The 19829-nt window shown below is 65.3% G+C and carries 17 protein-coding genes; 14 read left to right on the top strand and 3 right to left on the bottom strand.

Annotated elements, in window-relative coordinates; all coding sequences use genetic code 11:
- From KHY18_RS03450 to slmA, 3 genes are all read left to right on the top strand, one after another.
- Complete coding sequence (locus tag KHY18_RS03450) at nt 1-717, top strand: response regulator transcription factor (RefSeq protein WP_213294356.1); 717 nt, start codon at nt 1-3, stop codon at nt 715-717.
- A 28-nt stretch (nt 718-745) separates the two neighbouring features.
- On the top strand, nt 746-2176 hold the full coding sequence (locus KHY18_RS03445) for a sensor histidine kinase (protein WP_213294354.1): 1431 nt from the start codon (nt 746-748) through the stop codon (nt 2174-2176).
- Between the two features lie 162 nt (nt 2177-2338).
- A complete protein-coding gene (gene slmA, locus KHY18_RS03440; protein WP_213294351.1) occupies nt 2339-3034 on the top strand; it encodes a nucleoid occlusion factor SlmA in 696 nt (231 codons plus the stop codon).
- 3 nt (nt 3035-3037) lie between these two features.
- On the opposite strand, the gene KHY18_RS03435 is transcribed toward slmA, so the two are convergent.
- On the bottom strand, nt 3038-4465 hold the full coding sequence (locus KHY18_RS03435; protein WP_213294350.1) for a hypothetical protein: 1428 nt from the start codon (nt 4463-4465) through the stop codon (nt 3038-3040).
- A gap of 236 nt (nt 4466-4701) precedes the next feature.
- Here KHY18_RS03435 and KHY18_RS03430 point away from each other — a divergent pair, with 236 nt between their 5' ends.
- The 9 genes from KHY18_RS03430 to galE all read left to right on the top strand — a co-directional run bounded on the left by KHY18_RS03430 (nt 4702) and on the right by galE (nt 15293).
- A complete protein-coding gene (locus KHY18_RS03430) occupies nt 4702-5349 on the top strand; it encodes a TetR/AcrR family transcriptional regulator (RefSeq protein WP_213294349.1) in 648 nt (215 codons plus the stop codon).
- A gap of 50 nt (nt 5350-5399) precedes the next feature.
- Entirely contained in the window at nt 5400-7196 is a 1797-nt protein-coding gene (locus KHY18_RS03425; RefSeq protein WP_213294348.1) for an acyl-CoA dehydrogenase C-terminal domain-containing protein, read from the top strand.
- A gap of 43 nt (nt 7197-7239) precedes the next feature.
- Complete coding sequence (locus KHY18_RS03420) at nt 7240-7674, top strand: DUF2147 domain-containing protein (protein ID WP_213294347.1); 435 nt, start codon at nt 7240-7242, stop codon at nt 7672-7674.
- 57 nt (nt 7675-7731) lie between these two features.
- A complete protein-coding gene (locus KHY18_RS03415; protein WP_213294346.1) occupies nt 7732-10146 on the top strand; it encodes a 3-hydroxyacyl-CoA dehydrogenase/enoyl-CoA hydratase family protein in 2415 nt (804 codons plus the stop codon).
- An 11-nt stretch (nt 10147-10157) separates the two neighbouring features.
- Entirely contained in the window at nt 10158-11354 is a 1197-nt protein-coding gene (locus tag KHY18_RS03410; RefSeq protein ID WP_213294343.1) for an acetyl-CoA C-acyltransferase, read from the top strand.
- Nucleotides 11355-11451: 97 nt separating this feature from the next.
- Nucleotides 11452-12270: an acyl-CoA thioesterase gene (locus KHY18_RS03405; protein WP_502768190.1), complete on the top strand. Its 819-nt coding sequence runs from the start codon at nt 11452-11454 to the stop codon at nt 12268-12270.
- An 8-nt stretch (nt 12271-12278) separates the two neighbouring features.
- Entirely contained in the window at nt 12279-13064 is a 786-nt protein-coding gene (locus KHY18_RS03400) for an enoyl-CoA hydratase (RefSeq protein ID WP_213294337.1), read from the top strand.
- 174 nt (nt 13065-13238) lie between these two features.
- Nucleotides 13239-13817 carry a bactofilin family protein gene (locus tag KHY18_RS03395; RefSeq protein ID WP_213294447.1) on the top strand — a complete coding sequence of 193 codons (579 nt, stop codon included), beginning with the start codon at nt 13239-13241 and terminating at the stop codon, nt 13815-13817.
- A gap of 468 nt (nt 13818-14285) precedes the next feature.
- The gene (gene galE / locus KHY18_RS03390) at nt 14286-15293 is read left to right on the top strand and encodes a UDP-glucose 4-epimerase GalE (RefSeq protein ID WP_213294335.1); all 1008 of its coding nucleotides are present in this window, start codon (nt 14286-14288) and stop codon (nt 15291-15293) included.
- A gap of 76 nt (nt 15294-15369) precedes the next feature.
- Here the strand turns inward: galE and KHY18_RS03385 are convergent, their stop codons facing one another.
- Nucleotides 15370-15843, bottom strand: a complete 474-nt coding sequence (locus tag KHY18_RS03385) for an acyl-CoA thioesterase (protein ID WP_213294334.1) — start codon at nt 15841-15843, stop codon at nt 15370-15372.
- A 38-nt stretch (nt 15844-15881) separates the two neighbouring features.
- Here KHY18_RS03385 and KHY18_RS03380 point away from each other — a divergent pair, with 38 nt between their 5' ends.
- Both KHY18_RS03380 and KHY18_RS03375 read left to right on the top strand, forming a co-directional pair.
- Complete coding sequence (locus KHY18_RS03380) at nt 15882-17723, top strand: ABCB family ABC transporter ATP-binding protein/permease (protein ID WP_213294333.1); 1842 nt, start codon at nt 15882-15884, stop codon at nt 17721-17723.
- 64 nt (nt 17724-17787) lie between these two features.
- Complete coding sequence (locus KHY18_RS03375) at nt 17788-18729, top strand: 2-hydroxyacid dehydrogenase (protein WP_213294332.1); 942 nt, start codon at nt 17788-17790, stop codon at nt 18727-18729.
- Between the two features lie 45 nt (nt 18730-18774).
- Here the strand turns inward: KHY18_RS03375 and KHY18_RS03370 are convergent, their stop codons facing one another.
- Nucleotides 18775-19809 (bottom strand): DctP family TRAP transporter solute-binding subunit, encoded by a 1035-nt coding sequence (locus KHY18_RS03370; RefSeq protein WP_213294330.1) that lies wholly within the window; start codon nt 19807-19809, stop codon nt 18775-18777.
- Between the last annotated feature and the right edge of the window lie 20 nt (nt 19810-19829).

Below are 19829 nucleotides of genomic sequence, written 5' to 3'. Positions count from 1 at the left end.
ATGCGGCTGCTGCTGGTGGAAGACGATGTGATGGTGGCCAGCGGCATCAAGCTGGGCCTGAGCGATGCCGGCTATGCGGTCGACTGGGTCGGCAGCGCCGAGCGTGCGCTCGAGGTGCTGGCGAATGAATCGTTCGACCTGGCGGTGATCGACATCGGCCTGCCGGGCCTGAGCGGCCTGGAGCTGACGCAGCGCCTGCGCCGCAGCAGCATGGACAGCGCCGCCATGCCCATCCTGATCCTGACCGCGCGCGATGCACTGCTGGACCGCGTGCAGGGGCTCGACATGGGCGCCGACGACTACATGGTCAAACCTTTCGAGCTGCCCGAACTGCTGGCGCGGCTGCGCGCGCTCGCGCGCCGCTCCCAGGCCGCGACCACGGCGGTGCTGAGCTTCGGCCCGCTCGAACTCGATACCGCGGCGCGCAGCGTGGGCGCGCGCGTGGCCGATGATTCCGCCGAAGGCAGCCATCTGCAGGCCATAGACCTCGGACCACGCGAGTGGACGGTGCTCGAATACCTGCTGATCCATGCGCCCAAGCCCGCGAGCAAGGACAAGCTGCTGCAGGCCCTCACAGGCTGGGACAAGGAAATCACTCCCAACGCCGTCGAGGTCTATGCCTCGCGGCTGCGCGGCAAGATCGAGCCGTATGGCGTGGCCTTGCGCTCCATCCGCGGCTTCGGCTACCGGCTGGAGCTGGTGGCTGGCGCCGGCTGACGCCGCAGCGTCGGCTTTGCCCTGAACCATGACTTCCAATCTGCGTTTTCGGCTGCTGCTGCTGCTGGTGCTGCCGTTGAGCGTGCTGGCCTTGATGGGCTCGTGGTTTGCCTACCGTTCGGCCGAAGCCGCAGCGGGTCAGCACGACCAGCGGCTGATGCGCTTTCTGCCCGCGCTGGCCGAGGCCGTGCTCGCGCCGTCGCTCGACGGCCAATCTCCGCCCGTATTGATGCTGCCGCCCACGGTGGAAGAGTTTCTGCGCCAGCGCCAGAACGAGGCCGGCTACGCGATTGCCGACCTCAAGGGCCGGGTGCTCGCGGGCGACACCTGGATACGCGTCGAAGTGCCGAGCACGCGGGTCACGGAGTTTCACAGCCAGGAGTTCGCCGGCATCATGTACCGCGTCGCCGTGCTGCGCGTGGAAACCGCGGGGGCGGGCGAGATGGTGGTGGCGCTGGCCGACGGCTCGGATGCGCGCCAGCAATGGGCGCAGCAACTGCTGCTGCGCGTGCTGCTGCCCAATGTGCTGCTGATCGCCGCCGCGGGGCTGGCCATCTACTGGTCGGTGCGCCAGGCGTTCGAGCCGCTGGTGGCGCTGGCCGGGGCCGTGGAGCGGCGTTCGCCGCGCGATCTGAGTCCCATCGATGAAGCCGCGTCGCCCGAAGAAGTGCGGCCGCTGCTGCGCTCGCTCAACCGGCTGTTCGCGCTGGTCGATGCCCAGGCCCAGGAGCAGCGGCGCTTTGTCGCCGACGCGGCGCACCAGCTGCGCACGCCGCTGGCGGCCTTGCAGGCCCAGGTCGAGGCCTGGGCGCTGATGGTGCAGTCGGCGCCCGCGAACGCCGCAGCGCCGGCGTCGGGCCCGCCAGGCGAGCGCTCGCTGGTGCTCAGCGCCACACAGATCCATCAGCTGCGCGATGCCACGCGCCGCACGTCGCAGCTGGCGCGCCAGTTGCTCGCGCTGTCGCGTGCCGATGCGCGCCATGCGCAGTCGCAGCCGCTGCAGCGCGTCGACCTCAAGGACCTGTGTGAAAGCCTGCTCGAAGCCTTCTTTGAACAGGCGGCAGCGAAGAACATCGACTTCGGTCTCGAGGTCGCGCCGGCCAGCGTCTGGGGCCATGCCTGGCTGCTGCGCGAGCTGCTGAGCAACCTCGTCGACAACGCCCTCAAATACAACCCCGAAGGTGGGCGGGTGACGCTGCGCAGCGGCGTGGGCCCGGACGGCGCCTTCCTCGAAGTCGAGGACGACGGCCCGGGCGTGCCCGAAGCGGAGCGCGCGCGCATCGTGCAGCGCTTTTACCGCCTGCCCGGCGCATCGGGCGAAGGCTCGGGTCTGGGCCTGGCGATCGCCGACGAGATCGCCCAACTGCACCAGGCCCGCCTGGTGCTGGGCCCAGGCGCCGACGGCGTGGGCCTGCGCGTGCAGCTGGTGTTTCCGCCTGAGCCCGATGCCGTGCCTTGAGCTTGAGCCGCTGGCGTGCTTCGGGTCAGGTACGCCGGCGCGGCCCATGCAGAGAAGCGGCTCAGGGGGTGCCTTGAGTTTGTCAAGACCATTCAGCGTGAAAACAGTAGGACATGGGAGCGGGTGGCTGTGAGAGAATTATTTACAAATTCTTGATCGCCTATGTCTGAGTCTGAAGTCCTGTCCTCCTCTTTTCTCTCTGCCGCCCTTGTTGGCGACAGCGACGCCGCCGCCGCACCCGCAGCGCCCGCCACCCGCAAGCGCCCCAAGCCGGGCGAGCGGCGCGAGCAGATTCTGCAAGCGCTGGCGACCATGCTGGAGAAGCCTGGGGCCGAACGCATCACCACCGCGTCGCTGGCCGCCCACCTGCTGGTGAGCGAAGCCGCGCTGTACCGGCATTTCGCCAGCAAGGCGCAGATGTTTGAAGGCCTGATCGAGTTCATCGAGCAGTCGGTGTTCACGCTGGTGCAGCAGATCGTCGGCCGCGATGTGCCCGACCCCGATCAGCCCAGCATTGACGGCGCACGCCAGGCGGCGCTCGTCATCGCGCTGGTGCTGCAGTTCGGTGAACGCAATCCGGGCATGGCCCGCGTGATGGTCGGCGATGCGCTGGTGTTCGAACACGAACGCCTGCAGCAGCGCATGAACCAGTTCTTCGACCGCATCGAGTCGACACTGCGCCAATGTCTGCGCCCCGTGGCCGATGCGCGCGGCTCGGCCAAGCCCACGGTCGATGCGCAGGTTGCCGCCAGCGTGCTGACCTCGTTTGCGCTCGGCCGGCTGCAGCGCTTCTCGCGTTCGGGCTTTCGCCGCCAGCCTACCGAGCATCTCGAAGAGAGCCTGGCGCTGATGATCTGAGGCTCAGCGTACGCTCAGCTTGCAGTCGGACCCGACGCTTTGCACATAGATATCGGAGCCCTGTTGCTGGCTCTGGTCCTCCCAGGCGATCAGTGCCTTGCCTGAGGAAGATGCACGGGCCACCAGGCGCGACTTGCCCGATGGCCGGGTGGACACCGCGAACTGCGGGCACAGCGTGTTGCCCATGGCATCGAGCTTGATGGCCTGAATGCTGTCATGCTGGCCGGCGACTGATTGCACCCAGAAAGCCAGCGTTCCATCGGCGGCCGTGACGGTGCGCAGGTTGGTGATGTCGTGGTGGGCCAGCGGCTGAATCGTGCGCCCGGTTTCGCCCCATTGACGCGCACCGCGTGCATCGAGCTTTTGTGCATACAGGCCACGCCGGCGCTGCTCCACCGCGTTGTCCATCTCCGCCCAGAACAGCGTGACCTCTCCGGTCGACGGCTGATAAGACAGCGAAGGATCGACCCGTGCCTGCTGCAGATTGGTCGACACCGGCACGCCGTTGACCGCGAACGCCGGGCTGCCATTGGCCTGGATATGCTGGGCGTAAACCTGCATTTGCGGGGAGATGCTGTACCAGGCGAAGAGCGCGCCGCCCAGGCCGTCGAGCACGAAGTGCGGGAAATTGCCTTGCTGCAGCGAGCCTGCATCGAAGATCTTCACATGCGCCTGGCCCCAGAGCAGTTGTCCGCTGGGCGAGATCTTGTTCGCATACAGGTGCTTGGCGCCCGAGATGCCGCGGCTGCGCACGAAGGACACGATCGCACTGCCGTCGCTGGTGGTCTTCAGGTCTGCGAGGTGGTAGCTGAAACCCGGCTCGGCCAGCACGAAATCGAGCGCTGCGCCGTCGGCAGATTTCCAGACCGGCTGGCCCTGAGGGTCGAGCTTGCGCAGGCGCACGCTGTTTTCGGTGTCCATGCTCCAGCCGATCACCGAGTGGCCATCGGGCAGTATGGAGACATGCGGCGCATGGCCCGAAGGGGCGGTCAGCGTTTGCCATAGCGGCTGGCCCGCGACATTGATCTTGGTCGCGGCAATCGCGCGTGCCGGCGGGTTGGTGCGGTCGTCCTGGAAAGTCAGCAGCGCATTGCCCTGCGCGTCGTTCGCAAGGCCGTAGTCTTCGGTCCAGCCAACGCCGAGATTGGCCACCTGGATTCCCTGGTGCGGATACTTCTCGCTGCCGTCAGGCCCCAGTCGCTGCAGGTAGACGTCATATCCCTGGGGGGGGCTGCCTTGTGGAATCAGGCTGAACCAGCTGATCCACCAATGGCCATCGGCGGTCGCCGAAATCTTTGGCTGCACCTGTGCGGCACCCGGAACATTGGCGACCGGCGTGTTTTTCTGCGGGTCGGTACTCCATTGGGCCCATGCGCTGGCGCTCAGGCCCAGCGCCAGGGTCAGGGTGGCGAGAGGAAAATGGCGAATCATGGAACTCCTTTCAAGCCCCTTGGGGCGGCGCACCGGATGGTGTTGAAAAATATTTCAGCATGTGCGTGGGCCGCGGCACCGGCTTTGCCCTTGCCGCCGCGGTCGACATCGCCGGACCGGGCAAGGGCTGCGGCAGGGAGGGGAGGCCTTGATGGCTAGGTACTTACCCCTGTGGCATATTGAGGTCGCGGCATTGTGGTGCAAAATAGAACGAACGTTCGTTTTATTTCCTTGCCATGCCTTCTTCTTCCACCCTGTCGGACCCTTCTCCCAGCGCGCGCAGCGAAGTCCGCGGGCTGCACAAGGGCCAGCAGACCAAGGCCCATATCCTGGATGCGGCCCTGCATCTGGCGTCGCAGGCCGGGCTTGAAGGCCTGTCGATAGGCGCGCTGGCCGCGGCCACGGGAATGAGCAAGTCGGGCGTCTTTGCCCACTTCGGCTCGCGCGAGGAACTGCAGATTTCCGTGGTCCGCGAGTACCACGTGCGCTTCGAGCAGGAAGTGTTCTACCCCGCGATGCAGGCGCCGCGCGGCCTGCCGCGGCTGCGCGCGCTGTTCGACCTGTGGATGAAGCGCACCTCGGTCGAGCTTGACTCCGGCTGCATCTATATCAGCGGCGCGGTCGAATTCGACGACCGCAGCGGCCCCGTGCGCGATGCGCTCGCCGACTCCGTCCACACCTGGCATGCGGCGATGCGCCGCACCATCGTGCAATGCCGGGAGCATGGCGACTTACGCGCAGATGCGGATGAAGCCCAATTGCTTTTTGAAGTCCATGGGCTCATTCTGGCGTTGCATTACGAAGCCCGCTTCCTGCGCGCGCAGGGCGCGCTGCAGCGCGCGCATCAGGGCTTCGAGAACATTCTGGCGCGCTTCAGCCGCTGAGACACGCGCCACCGACCGATCACATCACCATCGATAAAAGGAGACGACACATGCCCAGCTACCAACCGCCTCTGCGTGACATGCAGTTCCTGTTGCACGAAGTGTTCGAGGTCACGCAGGAGTTCAAGGCCATGCCACGGCATGCCGAGGTCGATGCCGAGACCGTCAATGCGGTGCTCGAAGAGGCGGGCAAGTTCGCCAGCGATGTGATCTTTCCGCTGAACATCAGCGGCGATGAGGAAGGCTGCACGCTCAACCGTGACACCCATGAAGTCACCACGCCCAAGGGCTTCAAGCAGGCCTATGCCCAATATGTGGAAGGCGGCTGGGCGTCGCTGAGCTGCGATCCCGATTACGGCGGCCAGGGCCTGCCGTTCGTCGTCAACCAGTGCCTGTACGAAATGCTCAACAGCGCCAACCAGGCCTGGACCATGTACCCGGGCCTGTCGCATGGCGCCTATGAAGCCTTGCACGCGCATGGCACGGACGCGCAAAAGCAGCTGTACCTGCCCAAGCTGACCAGCGGCGAGTGGACCGGCTCCATGTGCCTGACCGAAGCGCATTGCGGCACCGACCTGGGCCTGCTGCGCACCAAGGCCGAACCCCTGCCCGACGGCAGCTACAAGCTCACGGGCAACAAGATCTTCATCAGCGCGGGCGAGCATGATTTCACCAGCAACATCGTGCATCTGGTGCTCGCGCGCCTACCCGATGCGCCCGTGGGCTCCAAGGGCATCAGCCTGTTCGTCGTGCCCAAGTTCCTGGTCAATGCCGATGGCAGCCTGGGCGAGCGCAATCCGATCTTCTGCGGCGGGCTGGAGCACAAGATGGGCATCCATGGCAATGCCACGGCCCAGCTGAACCTCGACGGCGCCGTCGGCACCATGGTCGGCCAGCCCAACAAGGGCCTGGCGGCGATGTTCGTGATGATGAACGCCGCGCGCCTGGGCGTGGGCAACCAGTCGCTGGGCCTGACCGAAGTGGCGTTCCAGAACGCGCTGGCCTATGCCAAGGACAGGCTGCAGATGCGCAGCCTGTCGGGCACCAAGGCCAAGGACAAGCCGGCCGACCCCATCATCGTCCACCCCGATGTGCGCCGCATGCTGCTCACGGCCAAGGCCTATGCCGAAGGCGGGCGCGCGCTGTCCACATTCTGCTCGGTGCTGATCGACAAGGAGCTGCACCACCCCGACGAGAAAGTGCGCAAGGACAGCGCCGAGCTGGTCGCGCTGCTCACGCCCATCGTCAAGGCGTTCATCACCGACAACGGCTGGACCGCGACCACGATGAGCCAGCAGGTCTATGGCGGCCACGGCTTCATCAAGGAATGGGGCATGGAGCAGTTCGTGCGCGACGCGCGCATCAACATGATCTATGAAGGCACGAACGGCATCCAGGCGCTGGACCTGCTGGGCCGCAAGGTGCTGGGCAACCAGGGCGCGACGCTGAAAAAATTCGGCAAGCTCGTGGGCCGACTGGTCGAGGAAGAGGGCGTCAACGAGAAGATGGCCGAATTCATCAATCCGATCGCGGTGCTGGGCGAGCAGATGACCAAGTTCACCACCGAGATCGGCTTCAAGGGCATGCAGAACCCCGACGAAGTCGGCGCGGCTTCGGTCGATTACCTGCGCGTCGCCGGCCATCTGGTGTTCGGCTACCTGTTCGCGCGCATGGCCCAGGTGGCGCTGCGCGAAATTGCCAAGGGCAACTCCGACCCGTTTTATGTGGCCAAGCTGCAGACCGCGCGTTTCTACTTCGCCAAGCTGTTCCCCGAGACCGCGACGCTGATGCGCACCGCGCGCGCCGGCAGCCGCGTGCTGATGGACACCGACGCGGCGCTGGCCTGAGGTGGGCCGACGAACCTTTGCCTTTTTCTTCCAGGAGGTGCTTATGTTCAAAGCTTTTGCCGCCATGGTCTGCATGGCAATCACCGCGCCCGCGTGGGCGCAGATGACGCCCGTGGGCCTGTGGAAAAGTGTCGACGACAAGACCGGCGAGCCCAAGTCGGAGATCCGCATCACCGAGCAGGGCGGCGTGCTCAGCGGGCGCGTCGAGAAGCTGCTGCGCAAGGGCGCCGATCCCGCGGCACTGTGCACGGCCTGCACCGACGAACGCAAGGACCAGCCCATGGTCGGCCTGGAAATCATCCGCGGCGCGAAGAAGGCCGAAGGCAAGGAAGTGTGGGAAGACGGCAAGATCCTCGACCCCGAATCCGGCAAGTCGTACACGCTGCGCCTCACGCCCACCGACAGCGGCAGCAAGCTCGATGTGCGCGGCTCTATAGGGCCGTTCGGCCGCACGCAAACCTGGGTGCGCGTGCAGTAAGTCTTCAGCTTCAGGCCCCGCCTGCGCCGCGGGCGGGCGCATTACATGGAACCCAAGATGTCACGATTTCCTGTGAAGAAAGTCGCCGTGCTCGGCGCCGGAGTGATGGGCGCGCAGATCGCCGCCCATCTGGTCAACGTCAAGGTGCCGGTCATTCTGTTCGACCTGCCTGCAAAGGACGGCTCGAAGAACGGCATCGCCGAAAAGGCCATCGCCAACCTGAAGAAGCTCAAACCTTCGCCGCTGGGGGTGGCGGACGACGCCGACCTGATTCAGCCCGCGAACTACGAAGAGCACATGAAGCTGCTCAAGGGCTGCGACCTGATCATCGAGGCCATCGCCGAGCGCATGGACTGGAAGACCGACCTGTATCACAAGATCGCGCCGTTCGTCGCCAAGCACGCGATCGTCGCCAGCAACACCTCTGGTCTATCGATCACGCAGTTGAGCGAAGCCCTGCCCGAGGCCATGCGCGCGCGCTTTTGCGGCATCCATTTCTTCAACCCGCCGCGCTACATGCAACTGGTGGAGCTGATCGCCACGCCGGGCACCGACGCCCATGTGGTCGACCAGCTCGAAGCTTTCGTGACCAGCACGCTGGGCAAGGGCGTGGTGCGCGCCAAGGACACGCCCAACTTCATCGCCAACCGCATAGGCATTGCGGGCATGCTCGCGACGATGAAGGAAGTCGAGAACTACGGCCTGACCTATGACGTGGTCGACGACCTCACGGGCAAGAAGCTGGGCCGCGCGTCCAGCGGCACGTTCCGCACGGCCGACGTCGTGGGCCTGGACACCATGGCCCATGTGGTCAGGACGCTGCAGGACAACCTCAGCGCCGACACCGACCCGTTCTACGACAGCTATGCGACGCCGCCGGTGCTCAAGAAACTGCTGGAACTGGGCCAGCTGGGCCAGAAGTCGGGCGCGGGCTTTTACAAGAAAGTCGGCCGCGACATCCTGCGCTTCGAGCTCGAAAGCGAGGACTATGTGCCCGGTGGCCAGAAGGCCGACGAGGTCTATGCGCGCATGCTCAAAAAACCTGCGGCCCAGCGCCTGCAACTGCTGCGCAATGCCGAAGGCGCGCCCGGCCAGTTTCTCTGGGCCATTCTGCGCAACAGCTTCCATTACGCCGCCGTGCACCTCGAAAGCATTGCCGAAAGCGCGCGCGATGTGGACCAGGCGATGCGCTGGGGCTTCGGCATGCGCCAGGGGCCGTTCGAGCTGTGGCAGGAAGCCGGCTGGCTCGAAGTCGCGAAGATGGTCCAGGAAGACATCGACGCGGGCAAGGCGCTGAGCCGCGCGCCGCTGCCGGCCTGGGTGTTCGAAGGCCCGGTGGCCGAAGCCGGCGGCGTGCACACCGCCGAAGGCTCGTGGAGCCCGGCGAAAAAGACCTTTGTCGCCCGCCGCGCGCTGCCGGTCTATGCGCGCCAGCTGTTTCCCGAGCGCCTGCTGGGCGAGGCCGGCGAGGGCTTCGAGACCGCGGGCACGACGCTCAGCGAAACCGATGCGCTGCGCGTCTGGACCCTCGATGCCGTCGAAGGCGAAGGCCGCGTGCTGATTGCCAGCATCAAGAACAAGATGCATGCGATCAGCCCGGCCGTGATGGAAGGGCTGATGGAAGCGCTGGAACTGGCCGAGGCCGAGTACGCAGGCATGGTCATCTGGTCGGGCGACGCGCCGTTCAGCGTGGGCGCCGACCTGCAGGCGACGATGCCGGCCTTTGTGGTCGGCGGCGCAGACGCCGTCGAAAGCATTGAACAAGAACTGCAGCAGCTGATGCTGCGCCTGCGTTATGCCCAGGTGCCCGTGGTCGCGGGCATCCACGGCATGGCACTGGGCGGCGGCTGCGAGCTGGCCGTGCACTGCGCGCGCCGCGTGGCGCACATGGAAAGCTATATCGGCCTGGTCGAAGTCGGCGTGGGCCTGGTGCCGGGCGCGGGCGGCCTGACGTATATCGCGCGGCGTGCGGCCGAGAATGCGGCGACCTCGACGGGCAAGGACCTGCTGCCGTTCCTGACCGAAGGCTTCACCGCCGCGGCCATGGCCAAGGTGGGAACGAGCGCGCTCGAATCGCGCCAGCTGGGCTATCTGCTCGACAGCGATCTGATCGTCGCGCACAAGGACGAAGTGCTGTTCGTCGCGCTCAACGAAGCCCGGGCCCTGGCCGCGGGCGGCTGGCGCGCGCCGCACAAGCGGCTGTTCCCGGTGGCCGGGCGCAGCGGCATCGCGACGATTCGCGGCTCGCTGGTCAACATGCGCGACGGCGGCTTCATCAGCGACCACGACCAGTACATCGCGACGCTGATCGCAGAAGTGGTCTGCGGCGGCGATGTCGACGCGGGCACGCTGGTCAGCGAGGAATATCTGATGCAGCTGGAGCGCAAGGCGTTCTGCGGCCTCATCGCCCACCCCAAGAGCCAGGAGCGCATCCTCGGGATGCTGTCGACCGGCAAGCCGCTGCGGAACTGAAGGAACAGAACATGAAACAGATCCAGGACGCCTATATCGTCGCCGCGACGCGCACGCCCATCGGCCGCTCGCACAAGGGCTTTTTCCGCAACTACCGGCCCGACGACCTGCTGGCCACCACGCTCAAGAGCGCGCTGGCCCAGGTGCCGGGGCTGGACCCGGCGAGCATCGAAGACATCATCTGCGGCTGCGCGATTCCCGAAGCCCAGCAGGGCCTGAACGTGGCGCGCATCGCGGCCGTGCTCGCGGGCCTGCCGACCAGCGTGGGCGGCATCACCGTCAACCGCTTCTGCGCTTCGGGCCTGTCGGCGGTGCAGATGGCCGCCGACCGCATCCGCGTGGGCGAAGCCGACGTGATGATTGCCGCGGGCGTCGAAAGCATGAGCATGGTGCCGATGATGGGCAATGCGCCCAGCCTGTCGCCCAGCATCTTCGATCGCGACGGCGACGTGGGCATTGCCTACGGCATGGGCCTGACGGCCGAGAAGGTCGCCCAGCAGTGGAAGGTCAGCCGCGAAGCCCAGGACGCGTTCGCGCTGGCCTCGCACCAGAAGGCGCTCGCGGCCCAGGCCGCGGGCGCGTTTGCCGACGAGATCACGCCCATCGAAGTCACCGACCGCGCGCTGAACCTGGCGACGGGCGAAATCGCGCTCAACACGCGCACCGTGTCGCTCGACGAAGGCGCACGCCCCGACACCAGCCTCGAAGGCCTGGCCAAGCTGCGCACGGTGTTTGCCGCGCGCGGCTCGGTCACGGCCGGCAACAGCTCGCAGACCAGCGACGGCGCGGGCGCGCTGATCCTGGCCAGCGAGTCGGCGATCAAACGCTACGGCCTGACGCCGCTGGCGCGCTTCGTGAGCTTTGCGAGCAAGGGCGTGCCGCCGGCGATCATGGGCATAGGCCCTATCGAGGCGATTCCCGCGGCGCTGCGCTACTCGGGCCTGAACCAGCAGGACATCGACTGGTTCGAGCTCAACGAAGCCTTTGCCGCGCAGTCGCTGGCGGTGATCAACACGTTGGGCCTGGACCCGTCCAAGGTCAATCCCATGGGCGGCGCGATCGCGCTGGGCCACCCGCTGGGCGCGACCGGTGCAATCCGCGCGGCCACGGTGGTGCACGCGCTGCGCCGCAACAAGCTCAAGTACGGCATGGTGACGATGTGCGTGGGCATGGGGCAGGGGGCGGCGGGTATTTTCGAAAGAGTTTGATCCGCCCGTGCGCCCTGGGCCTGCCGAAGGGCCCAGGCGCCAAGTCACCAAAACGACCGCATCCACCACTGCGTTCATCGACACTGGCCCCATGACCATGAACCATCCTCTCGATTTGGCATTGCAACTGCAGCCGGTGTCCCCGGGGCAGCTCGAAGGGCAGACCAGCCCTGACTACTGGAACATGGTGGGGCCGTTCGGCGGCATCACCGCCGCGACGCTGGTGAAGGCCGTGATGGACCACCCGCAGCGGCTGGGCGAGCCGCTGTCGCTGACGGTGAACTACGCGGGCGCGCTCACGGCCGGTGCGTTCACGCTGCAGGTCACGCCGGTGCGCACCAACCGTTCGACCCAGCACTGGACGCTGTCGGTGCTGCAGACCGATGCCGAAGGCGAACTCGTGGTCACGACCACGGCCACCGTGGTGACGGCGGTGCGGCGCGAAACCTGGAGCATTTCCGACGAACCCATGCCCGAGGTGGCCGCGCCCGGCGAACTGCAGCGCATCGCGCCGGGCTTTGGTGTCGAATGGCTGTCACGCTACGAGATGCGGCCGGTGCAGGGCGGACTGCCCAGGGACTGGGATGGCGCGCAGGCTCCGAGTCTGTCGCAGCTGTGGATGCGCGACGATCCGCCGCGGCCGCTCGATTTTTGCGCGCTGGCCGCGCTGGCCGATGTATTCTTCCCGCGCGTCTGGTTGCGGCGCGCGCGCCAGGTGCCCGCAGGCACGGTGTCTATCACGGTCTACTTCCACGCCAGCCAGGCCCAGCTGCAGACCACGGGAACAGGCTATGTGCTGGGCCAGGCCCGCGGCCAGGAATTTCGCAACGGCTTTTTCGACCAAACGGCCCAACTGTGGAACGAGGCCGGCTACCTGCTCGCGACCAGCCACCAGATTGTCTATTTCAAGGAATGATCCACACCATGACGGTTACCACCCCCTCCGATATTCTTGTGCACACCGAAGACGGTGTCTGCACGCTCACGTTCAACCGCGCCGCGAAAAAGAACTCGATCACTTCGGCGATGTATGGCGCGATGGCCGACGCACTGGCCGCAGCGCGTGACGACGCCGCGGTGCGCGTGCTGGTGTTCCAGGGCGACCTGGCGATCTTCAGCGCCGGCAACGACCTGGGCGACTTCCTCAATGCCTCCACCAACAGCGTGGCCGGCGACACCCCGGTGATGCGCTTCATGCACAACCTCGCCGACTTCCCCAAGCCCGTGATCGCCGCGGTCTGCGGCCCGGCCGTGGGCATAGGCACCACCATGCTGCTGCATTGCGACCTGGTCTATGCAGGCGACAACGCGGCGTTCTCGCTGCCGTTCGTGAACCTGGGCCTGTGCCCCGAGTTCAGCTCCAGCCTGCTGCTGCCCCAGCTCATGGGCTACCACCGCGCGGCCGAGGCCTTGCTGCTGGGCGAACCGTTCCTGGCCGAAGCCGCGCTCGAAGTCGGCCTGGTCAACCGCGTGGTGCCGCCCAGCGAATGCAATGCCCTGGCCCAGCGCCAGGCGCGCAAGCTCGCGGCCAAGCCGCTCACGGCGCTGGTCGAGTCCAAGCGCCTGATGAAGGCCGGCCAGGCGGCCCTGGTGCGCACGCGCATGGCCGAAGAAGGCCAGAGCTTCGGCCGCATGTTGCACGAGCCCGCAGCGCGTGAAGCGGTGTCGGCATTCATGGAAAAGCGCCACCCCGACTTCAGTCGCGTTTGATGGCACTTGGGATTTCCCCGGCCTAGACACGCCAGTCAAGCCGCGATAGCTGTGTAATCAAGAAACGCTTGCAAGCATATGCATCAATCGAATGGATTGGTTACTTTTATTGCGAGATAAAGGGAATTATTGCCAAGATCGGGCTCTAGCATGGACGCTTTCCAAGGAGAGACCATGGCCGTGCAGAACCCGTTTTTTGGCAAGCGTGAGAACGACAGCTTCACCCCCCGCAGTCCCGCTACTGGAGTGGCATCGACCGGCAGCAGCTTTGGCGCCAGCCAGGCGGTCGGTCAAGCCAGCACGAGCGCAGCACCCGCCTCCGCCGCTGCGGTGGCACAAAGCCAAGGCGGCAGCCGGCTGATCGTCGGCCCCAACATCAAGCTCAAGGGCGTCGAAATCACCGACTGCGACACGCTGGTGGTCGAAGGCACGGTGGAAGCCACCATGGATTCGCGCGTGATCGAAATCGCCGAGCAGGGCGCTTTCCATGGCACGGCTGAGATCGACGTCGCCGAAATCCGCGGCGTGTTCGACGGCACGCTGATCGTGCGCCAAAAGCTCGTCATCTATGGCACGGGCAAGGTCAGCGGCAAGATCCGCTACGGCAAAGTGGTGATCGAAGAGGGCGGTGAACTCACCGGCCAGATCGAAGCCGGCTCGGGCTCGGCCGTCAAGACTCCGGCCTTGGCACCCAGCAGCAGCGCTTCGAGCACCAGCGTGGCGCGCGATATCGTGGGTAGCGTGGTCGCCTGACGCTGGCGGACTGCTGCGGCAGTCTATCCCGCGAACCCGTGGGCGGCGTCTTCCGCAGAAACGCAGATTGCTGCCGCTGGCGTGGGGGCGGGGCACGCGTGCAGCTGCTGTCCCGGTTGTCACCGTCCGCGCCAGCAGGGGCTCGATAAAGCGCGGTCCTGCTGCAACATTGCAAAAATCAGTCCTTTTCAGCCGCACCCTTGCCCGACTTCCATTTTGGCGTGGGCAGTTGTGGCGCTGAGAAGCGTTGATGCAAATGTTAAAATCATGTGGTTCTACGCGGTTTCGCACGCATGTCGATCGATGACATGCTGGTTGCCGCGCAGCTTCTGAAAATTTTGCCCTCAAGGCGGTCTTTGCACGCTTTTCCTGCGTCAGCCGGTTTGCAGAATTCGAATTTGCTGGCTTGCGTCGGCAGTTTCTATTGTCTTTCCGTGCAGCCCCGGTAGTTTTTGAGTAGAAAGCCGCATGAATATTTTGATCACCGGAGGTGCCGGTTATATCGGTTCCCATACTTGCGTTGAATTGCTCAATGCGGGGCACGATATTGTTGTTTTTGATAACTATTCCAATAGTTATCCGGCCGCCTTGCAAAGGGTCGCGCAGATCGCAGGGAAATCATTCCCTGCAGTCAAGGGCGATGTCCGTGATCAAGCGGCGCTGGAAGAAACCATCAGAAAATATTCCTGCGATGCCGTCATCCATTTCGCAGGTTTGAAGGCGGTCGGTGAATCGGTAGAGAAACCGCTCGATTACTACGAGAACAACGTGGTAGGCACGCTTTCTCTGCTGCGCGCCATGCAAGCCACCGGCGTGAAGACGCTGGTTTTCAGCTCATCGGCCACGGTCTATGGCGAGCCGCAACAGCTGCCGCTGACCGAAAGCCATCCTCTCTCGGCGACCAACCCCTACGGCCGTACCAAGTTGATGGTGGAAGACATTCTGCGTGACCTGTACCGCGCCGAGCCCGCGTGGCGCATTGGCATCCTGCGCTACTTCAACCCCGTGGGCGCGCATTCCAGCGGACTGATAGGTGAAGATCCCCAAGGTACGCCCAACAATCTGATGCCCTATCTGGCACAGGTCGCCGTGGGTCGACGCGAATACCTCAGCGTGCTGGGCGATGACTATGACACTGCGGATGGAACCGGGGTTCGCGACTACATTCATGTGGTCGATCTGGCGCAGGGCCACCTCAAGGCGCTTGAAAGCTTGGATCAACCGCAGTGCTTTGCTGTCAACCTGGGCACCGGCGTGGGCTACAGCGTCATGGACGTGCTCAAGGCTTTTGAAGCAGCGAGCGGTAGCCCCATTCTCCATAAGATTTCTCCGCGCCGCCCAGGTGATATTGCCGCTTGCTATGCGAGCACGGCGCAGGCGAAAGAAAAACTCAGCTGGACGGCTGAACGCGGCCTTGCTGAAATGTGCCGTGATCATTGGCGCTGGCAGATGAATAACCCACAGGGGTATGCGTGAGCGTCTGCGCAAAGCGGTAAATACCGCTTTTGTCCGCCATGTTTCTTGATTTTCAAGGCGCGCCGGCCGTGCGTGTTTAGGCCTTGGACGCGAGCGCGCTGTCGGCGTTGCGCTGTATCGCCTGGCGCCAGGCCGCGATCTGCGCGTTTTCCGGCAGGGCCTGGGGCTTGCCTTCGCTGTCGATGGCGACATAGGTCAGCAGCGCTTCGGTCACTTTGACAAAGCGCCCCTGGTCGTGGAAACGCTCGGCATAGACTTCGACATCCACGGTGACCGAGGTACGGCCCACGCGCCGCACGCTCGAATAGAACGACAGGATGTCGCCGACGCGCACCGGCTGCTTGAAGATGAATTCGTTGACCGCGACGGTGACCAAGCGCTGTCCTATGCGCGAAGGCAGCACCGAACCCGCGAGATCGACCTGCGCCATGACCCAGCCGCCGAAGATGTCGCCATTGGCGTTGACATCGGCCGGCATGGGAATCACCTTGAGCACGAGATCTTTGTCTGCGGGCAATGGGTGGGGAGGAAGGTCTGGACGCGGAGGCATTGGCACAATCGGGAATATAACAACAGGAATTGTCCACGATGCGCCGATCTGCCGAATCTCCTCGGGATTTACCCGTACCCGCTTCCCCAGCTTCAGGTGCCGACTGGGGGACGCTCAAGCGTCTGCTGCCTTATCTGTGGGAATACAAGTGGCGCGTGCTCGCGGCGCTGCTGTTCATGGTCGCGGCCAAGGTCGCGAACGTGGGCGTGCCGGTGCTGCTCAAGGAGCTGGTCGATGCGCTGACGCTCAAGCCCGGTGATGCTGCCGCGGTGCTGGTCGTGCCCGCGGCCATGTTGCTGGCCTATGGCGCGCTGCGCTTTTCGACGTCGCTGTTCACCGAGCTGCGCGACCTGGTGTTCGCCAAGGCCACGCAGGGCGCGGCGCGCAGCATTGCGCTCACGACCTTCGAGCATCTGCATGCGCTGAGCCTGCGCTTTCACCTCGAACGCCAGACCGGCGGCATGACGCGCGACATCGAGCGCGGCGTGCGCAGCACCGAGTCGCTGATCTCGTATTCGCTCTACAGCATCCTGCCCACGCTGATCGAAATGACGCTGGTGCTGACCATCCTGGCGCTGCGCTTCGATGTCTGGTTCGCGGTCATCACGCTGGCCGCGCTCGCGCTGTACATCGTCTTCACGGTGCAGGTGACTGGCTGGCGCACGCGCTTTCGCCGCGAGGCCAATGCCCAGGAATCGGCGGCCCACACCAAGGCCGTCGATTCGCTGCTGAACTACGAGACCGTCAAGTACTTCAACAACGAAGCGTTCGAGGCGCGCCGCTACGACGAGAACCTCGAGGAACTGCGCCGCGTGCGCCTCAAGAGCCAGACCACGCTGAGCTTGCTCAACGCGGGCCAGCAGATCATCATTGCCTCGGCGCTGGTGGCTATCCTCTGGCGCGCCACGCAGGGCGTGGTCGACGGTCGGCTGACGCTGGGCGATCTGGTCATGGTCAACGCGTTCATGATCCAGTTGTACATTCCGCTGAATTTCCTCGGCGTGATCTACCGCGAGATCAAGCAGAGCCTGGTCGACCTGGATCGCATGTTCGTGCTCATGGACCGCGAGCGCGAAGTCGCCGACGCGCCCGATGCCAAGCCGCTGCAGTCGGTCGAGCACCCCGCGGTGCGCCTCGAAGATGTGCATTTCGCCTATGACCCGGCGCGGCCCATCCTGCGCGGCGTGAGCTTCGAGATTCCCGCGGGCAAGACCGTGGCCGTGGTCGGCCCTTCAGGCTCGGGCAAGTCGACGCTGGCGCGGCTGCTGTTCCGCTTCTATGACGTGCAGCAGGGCCGGGTGACGATCGCCGGCGAGGACATCCGCGGCCTGACCCAGTCCAGCGTGCGCCAGGCGATAGGCATCGTTCCCCAGGACACGGTGCTGTTCAACGACAGCGTCGAATACAACATCGCCTATGGCCGCCCCGGCGCCAGCCACGACGAAGTGGTGGCGGCGGCGCGCGCCGCGCGCATTCACGATTTCATCGCCAGCACGCCCGAAGGCTATGCGACGCGCGTGGGTGAGCGCGGGCTCAAGCTGTCGGGCGGCGAGAAGCAGCGCGTGGCGATTGCGCGCACCTTGCTCAAGAACCCTCCCATCCTGATCTTCGATGAAGCCACGTCGGCGCTGGACTCCGCCAACGAACGCGCCATCCAGGCCGAGCTGCAGAGCGCGGCGCGCAACAAGACCACGTTGCTGATCGCCCACCGGCTGTCGACCGTGGTCGATGCGCACGAAATCCTGGTGCTCGACGCCGGCCAGATTCTCGAGCGCGGCACCCATGCGCAACTGCTGGCATTGGGAGGTCGTTACGCACAGATGTGGGCGCTGCAGCAGAGCCAGTCGCTGGGCGAGGACGCTGCGTCGGCGTTGGCCTGATGCCACAAATGTCGCCCTCTGCATCTTGAGGATGGACAATCCATTTTTTGCCCAGCCGAGTGTCATGAAACCTGTACTGCTTGCACTGAACCATCTTTCCCCTGCGCACCTGGAATTGTTGACCCGGGCGTTTCCCACGCTGGAGCTGGTTCACCAGCCCGATGTCGCGCAATGGGACGCGAGCATCGCCGCGGTCGGCGAGCGCGTGCAGGCCGTGCTGACGCTGGGCTCGACAGGCCTGAGCGCGGCCCACATGCAGGCCATGCCCGGATTGACGCTGGTCAGCGCGCTGGGCGTGGGCTACGAAAACATCGATGTCGCGCATGCCCATGCGCAGGGCATTGCGGTCGCCAATGGCGCGGGCACCAACGACGAATGCGTTGCCGACCATGCGATGGGCCTGATGCTGGCATCGCTGCGCGGCATCGTGCGCCTGGACCGGCTGACGCGCGAAGGCGTCTGGCGCACGGCGCTGTCGCTGCCGCCGCAGCTCTCGCACAAGCGCCTGGGCATTGTCGGTCTGGGCACGATAGGCGCGCGCATTGCACAGCGCGCGCAGGGCTTCGACATGGAAGTCGGCTATCACAACCGCAGTCCGCGCGAAGGCGTGGCCCATCGCTATTTCGCGGATCTGCTGGCGCTGGCGCAATGGTCCGATGTGTTGCTGGTCGCGACCCCCGGCGGCGCTGGCACGCGCCACCTGGTCAACGCCCAGGTGCTCGATGCGCTGGGCCCGAACGGCCATCTGGTGAATATCGCGCGCGGCAGCGTGGTCGATACCGCGGCGCTGGCCGAGGCGGTACGCGCGGGCCGCATCGCGGGCGCGGGTCTCGATGTCTATGAGAGCGAACCGCTGCCGCCGACCGAGCTGCTCGATCTGGACGCCGTGGTGCTTACGCCCCACGTGGGCGGCTGGTCGCCCGAAGCGGTGCAGGCGTCCATCGACCGATTTGTGGCGAATCTGCGTTGCCATCTGGAAGGACGGCCGCTGGTTTCGCCAGTATGAGAGGAGGGCGGCGCCACGCGCCGCCCGCAGTCGCTCAGAGCGTTCTCACTGCTTGCGCGCAGCGATTGCCTTCTCTGCCTTGCCCACCAGGTCGTTGCCGATCTGGCCCTTCCACTTGTCATAGACCGGGCGCGTGGTCTTGACGAAAGCTTCGCGCTCGGCGGGACTCAGTTGGGTCACGGTCACGCCCATGCCGGCGATTTCCTTGAGCACGGGCTTGTCGGCTTCGACCAGGCCCTTGCGTGCGATCGCGATTTCCTGCTTGCCGGCATCAAGCGCGGCCTGGCGCACGATGGCCTGGTCGGCCGGCGTCCACGACGCCCAGATGTCCTTGTTGACGACGAACACCAGCGGATCGGCCATGTAGCCCCAGGTGGTCACGTATTTCTGGCCCACGGTGTGCATCTTCAGCACGGTGAACATGAACAGCGGATTTTCCTGGCCGTCCACGGCGCCGCTCGCCAGCGCGGGCTGGGCGTCGGCCCAGCTCATCTGCGTGGGGTTGGCGCCCAGCGCGCTGAACATGTCCGAGAAGATGGGCGAGCCGACGACGCGGATCTTCAGGCCCTTGAGGTCTTCGGGTTTGCGGATCGCGCGCTTGGAGTTGCTGACTTCGCGGTAGCCGTTCTCGCCCCAGGCCAGCGGCACGACGCCGGCCTTCTCGAGGTTCTTGAAGATTTCCTGGCCGACTTCGCCCTGCGTCAGTGCGTCCACGGCCGCGTAGTCGGGCATCAGGAACGGCAGCGAGAACAGGTTCAGCGACTTGACCTGGGGCGACCAGTTGATGGTCGAGCCCACGGCCATGTCGATCACGCCCTGGCGCAGCGCGCTGAATTCGCGCGTCTGGTCGCCCTGGATCAGCGACACGCCGGGATAGAGCTTGATGTTGATGCGCCCCTGGGTGCGCTCCTTGACCAGCTTGCCCCAGATTTCACCGGCCTGGCCCCAGGGCGATGGCGGGCCCAGCACCAGCGACATGCGGTACTCGCTCTTGTAGTTCTGGGCCAGTGCCGCCGGAGCGGTGAAGGCCAGTGCCGCGGCCGCGGCGACCGCGGTGGTCAGAAAGCTGCGCAGTTTCATTCTTTGTCTCCTAGTGGTTG

The sequence above is a fragment of the Acidovorax sp. CCYZU-2555 genome (genome assembly GCF_018413525.1).
GTDB lineage: Bacteria > Pseudomonadota > Gammaproteobacteria > Burkholderiales > Burkholderiaceae_C > Comamonas.
The sequence above is the reverse complement of the archived record's forward strand: the minus strand, read 5'-3'. Positions and strand labels throughout refer to the sequence as shown.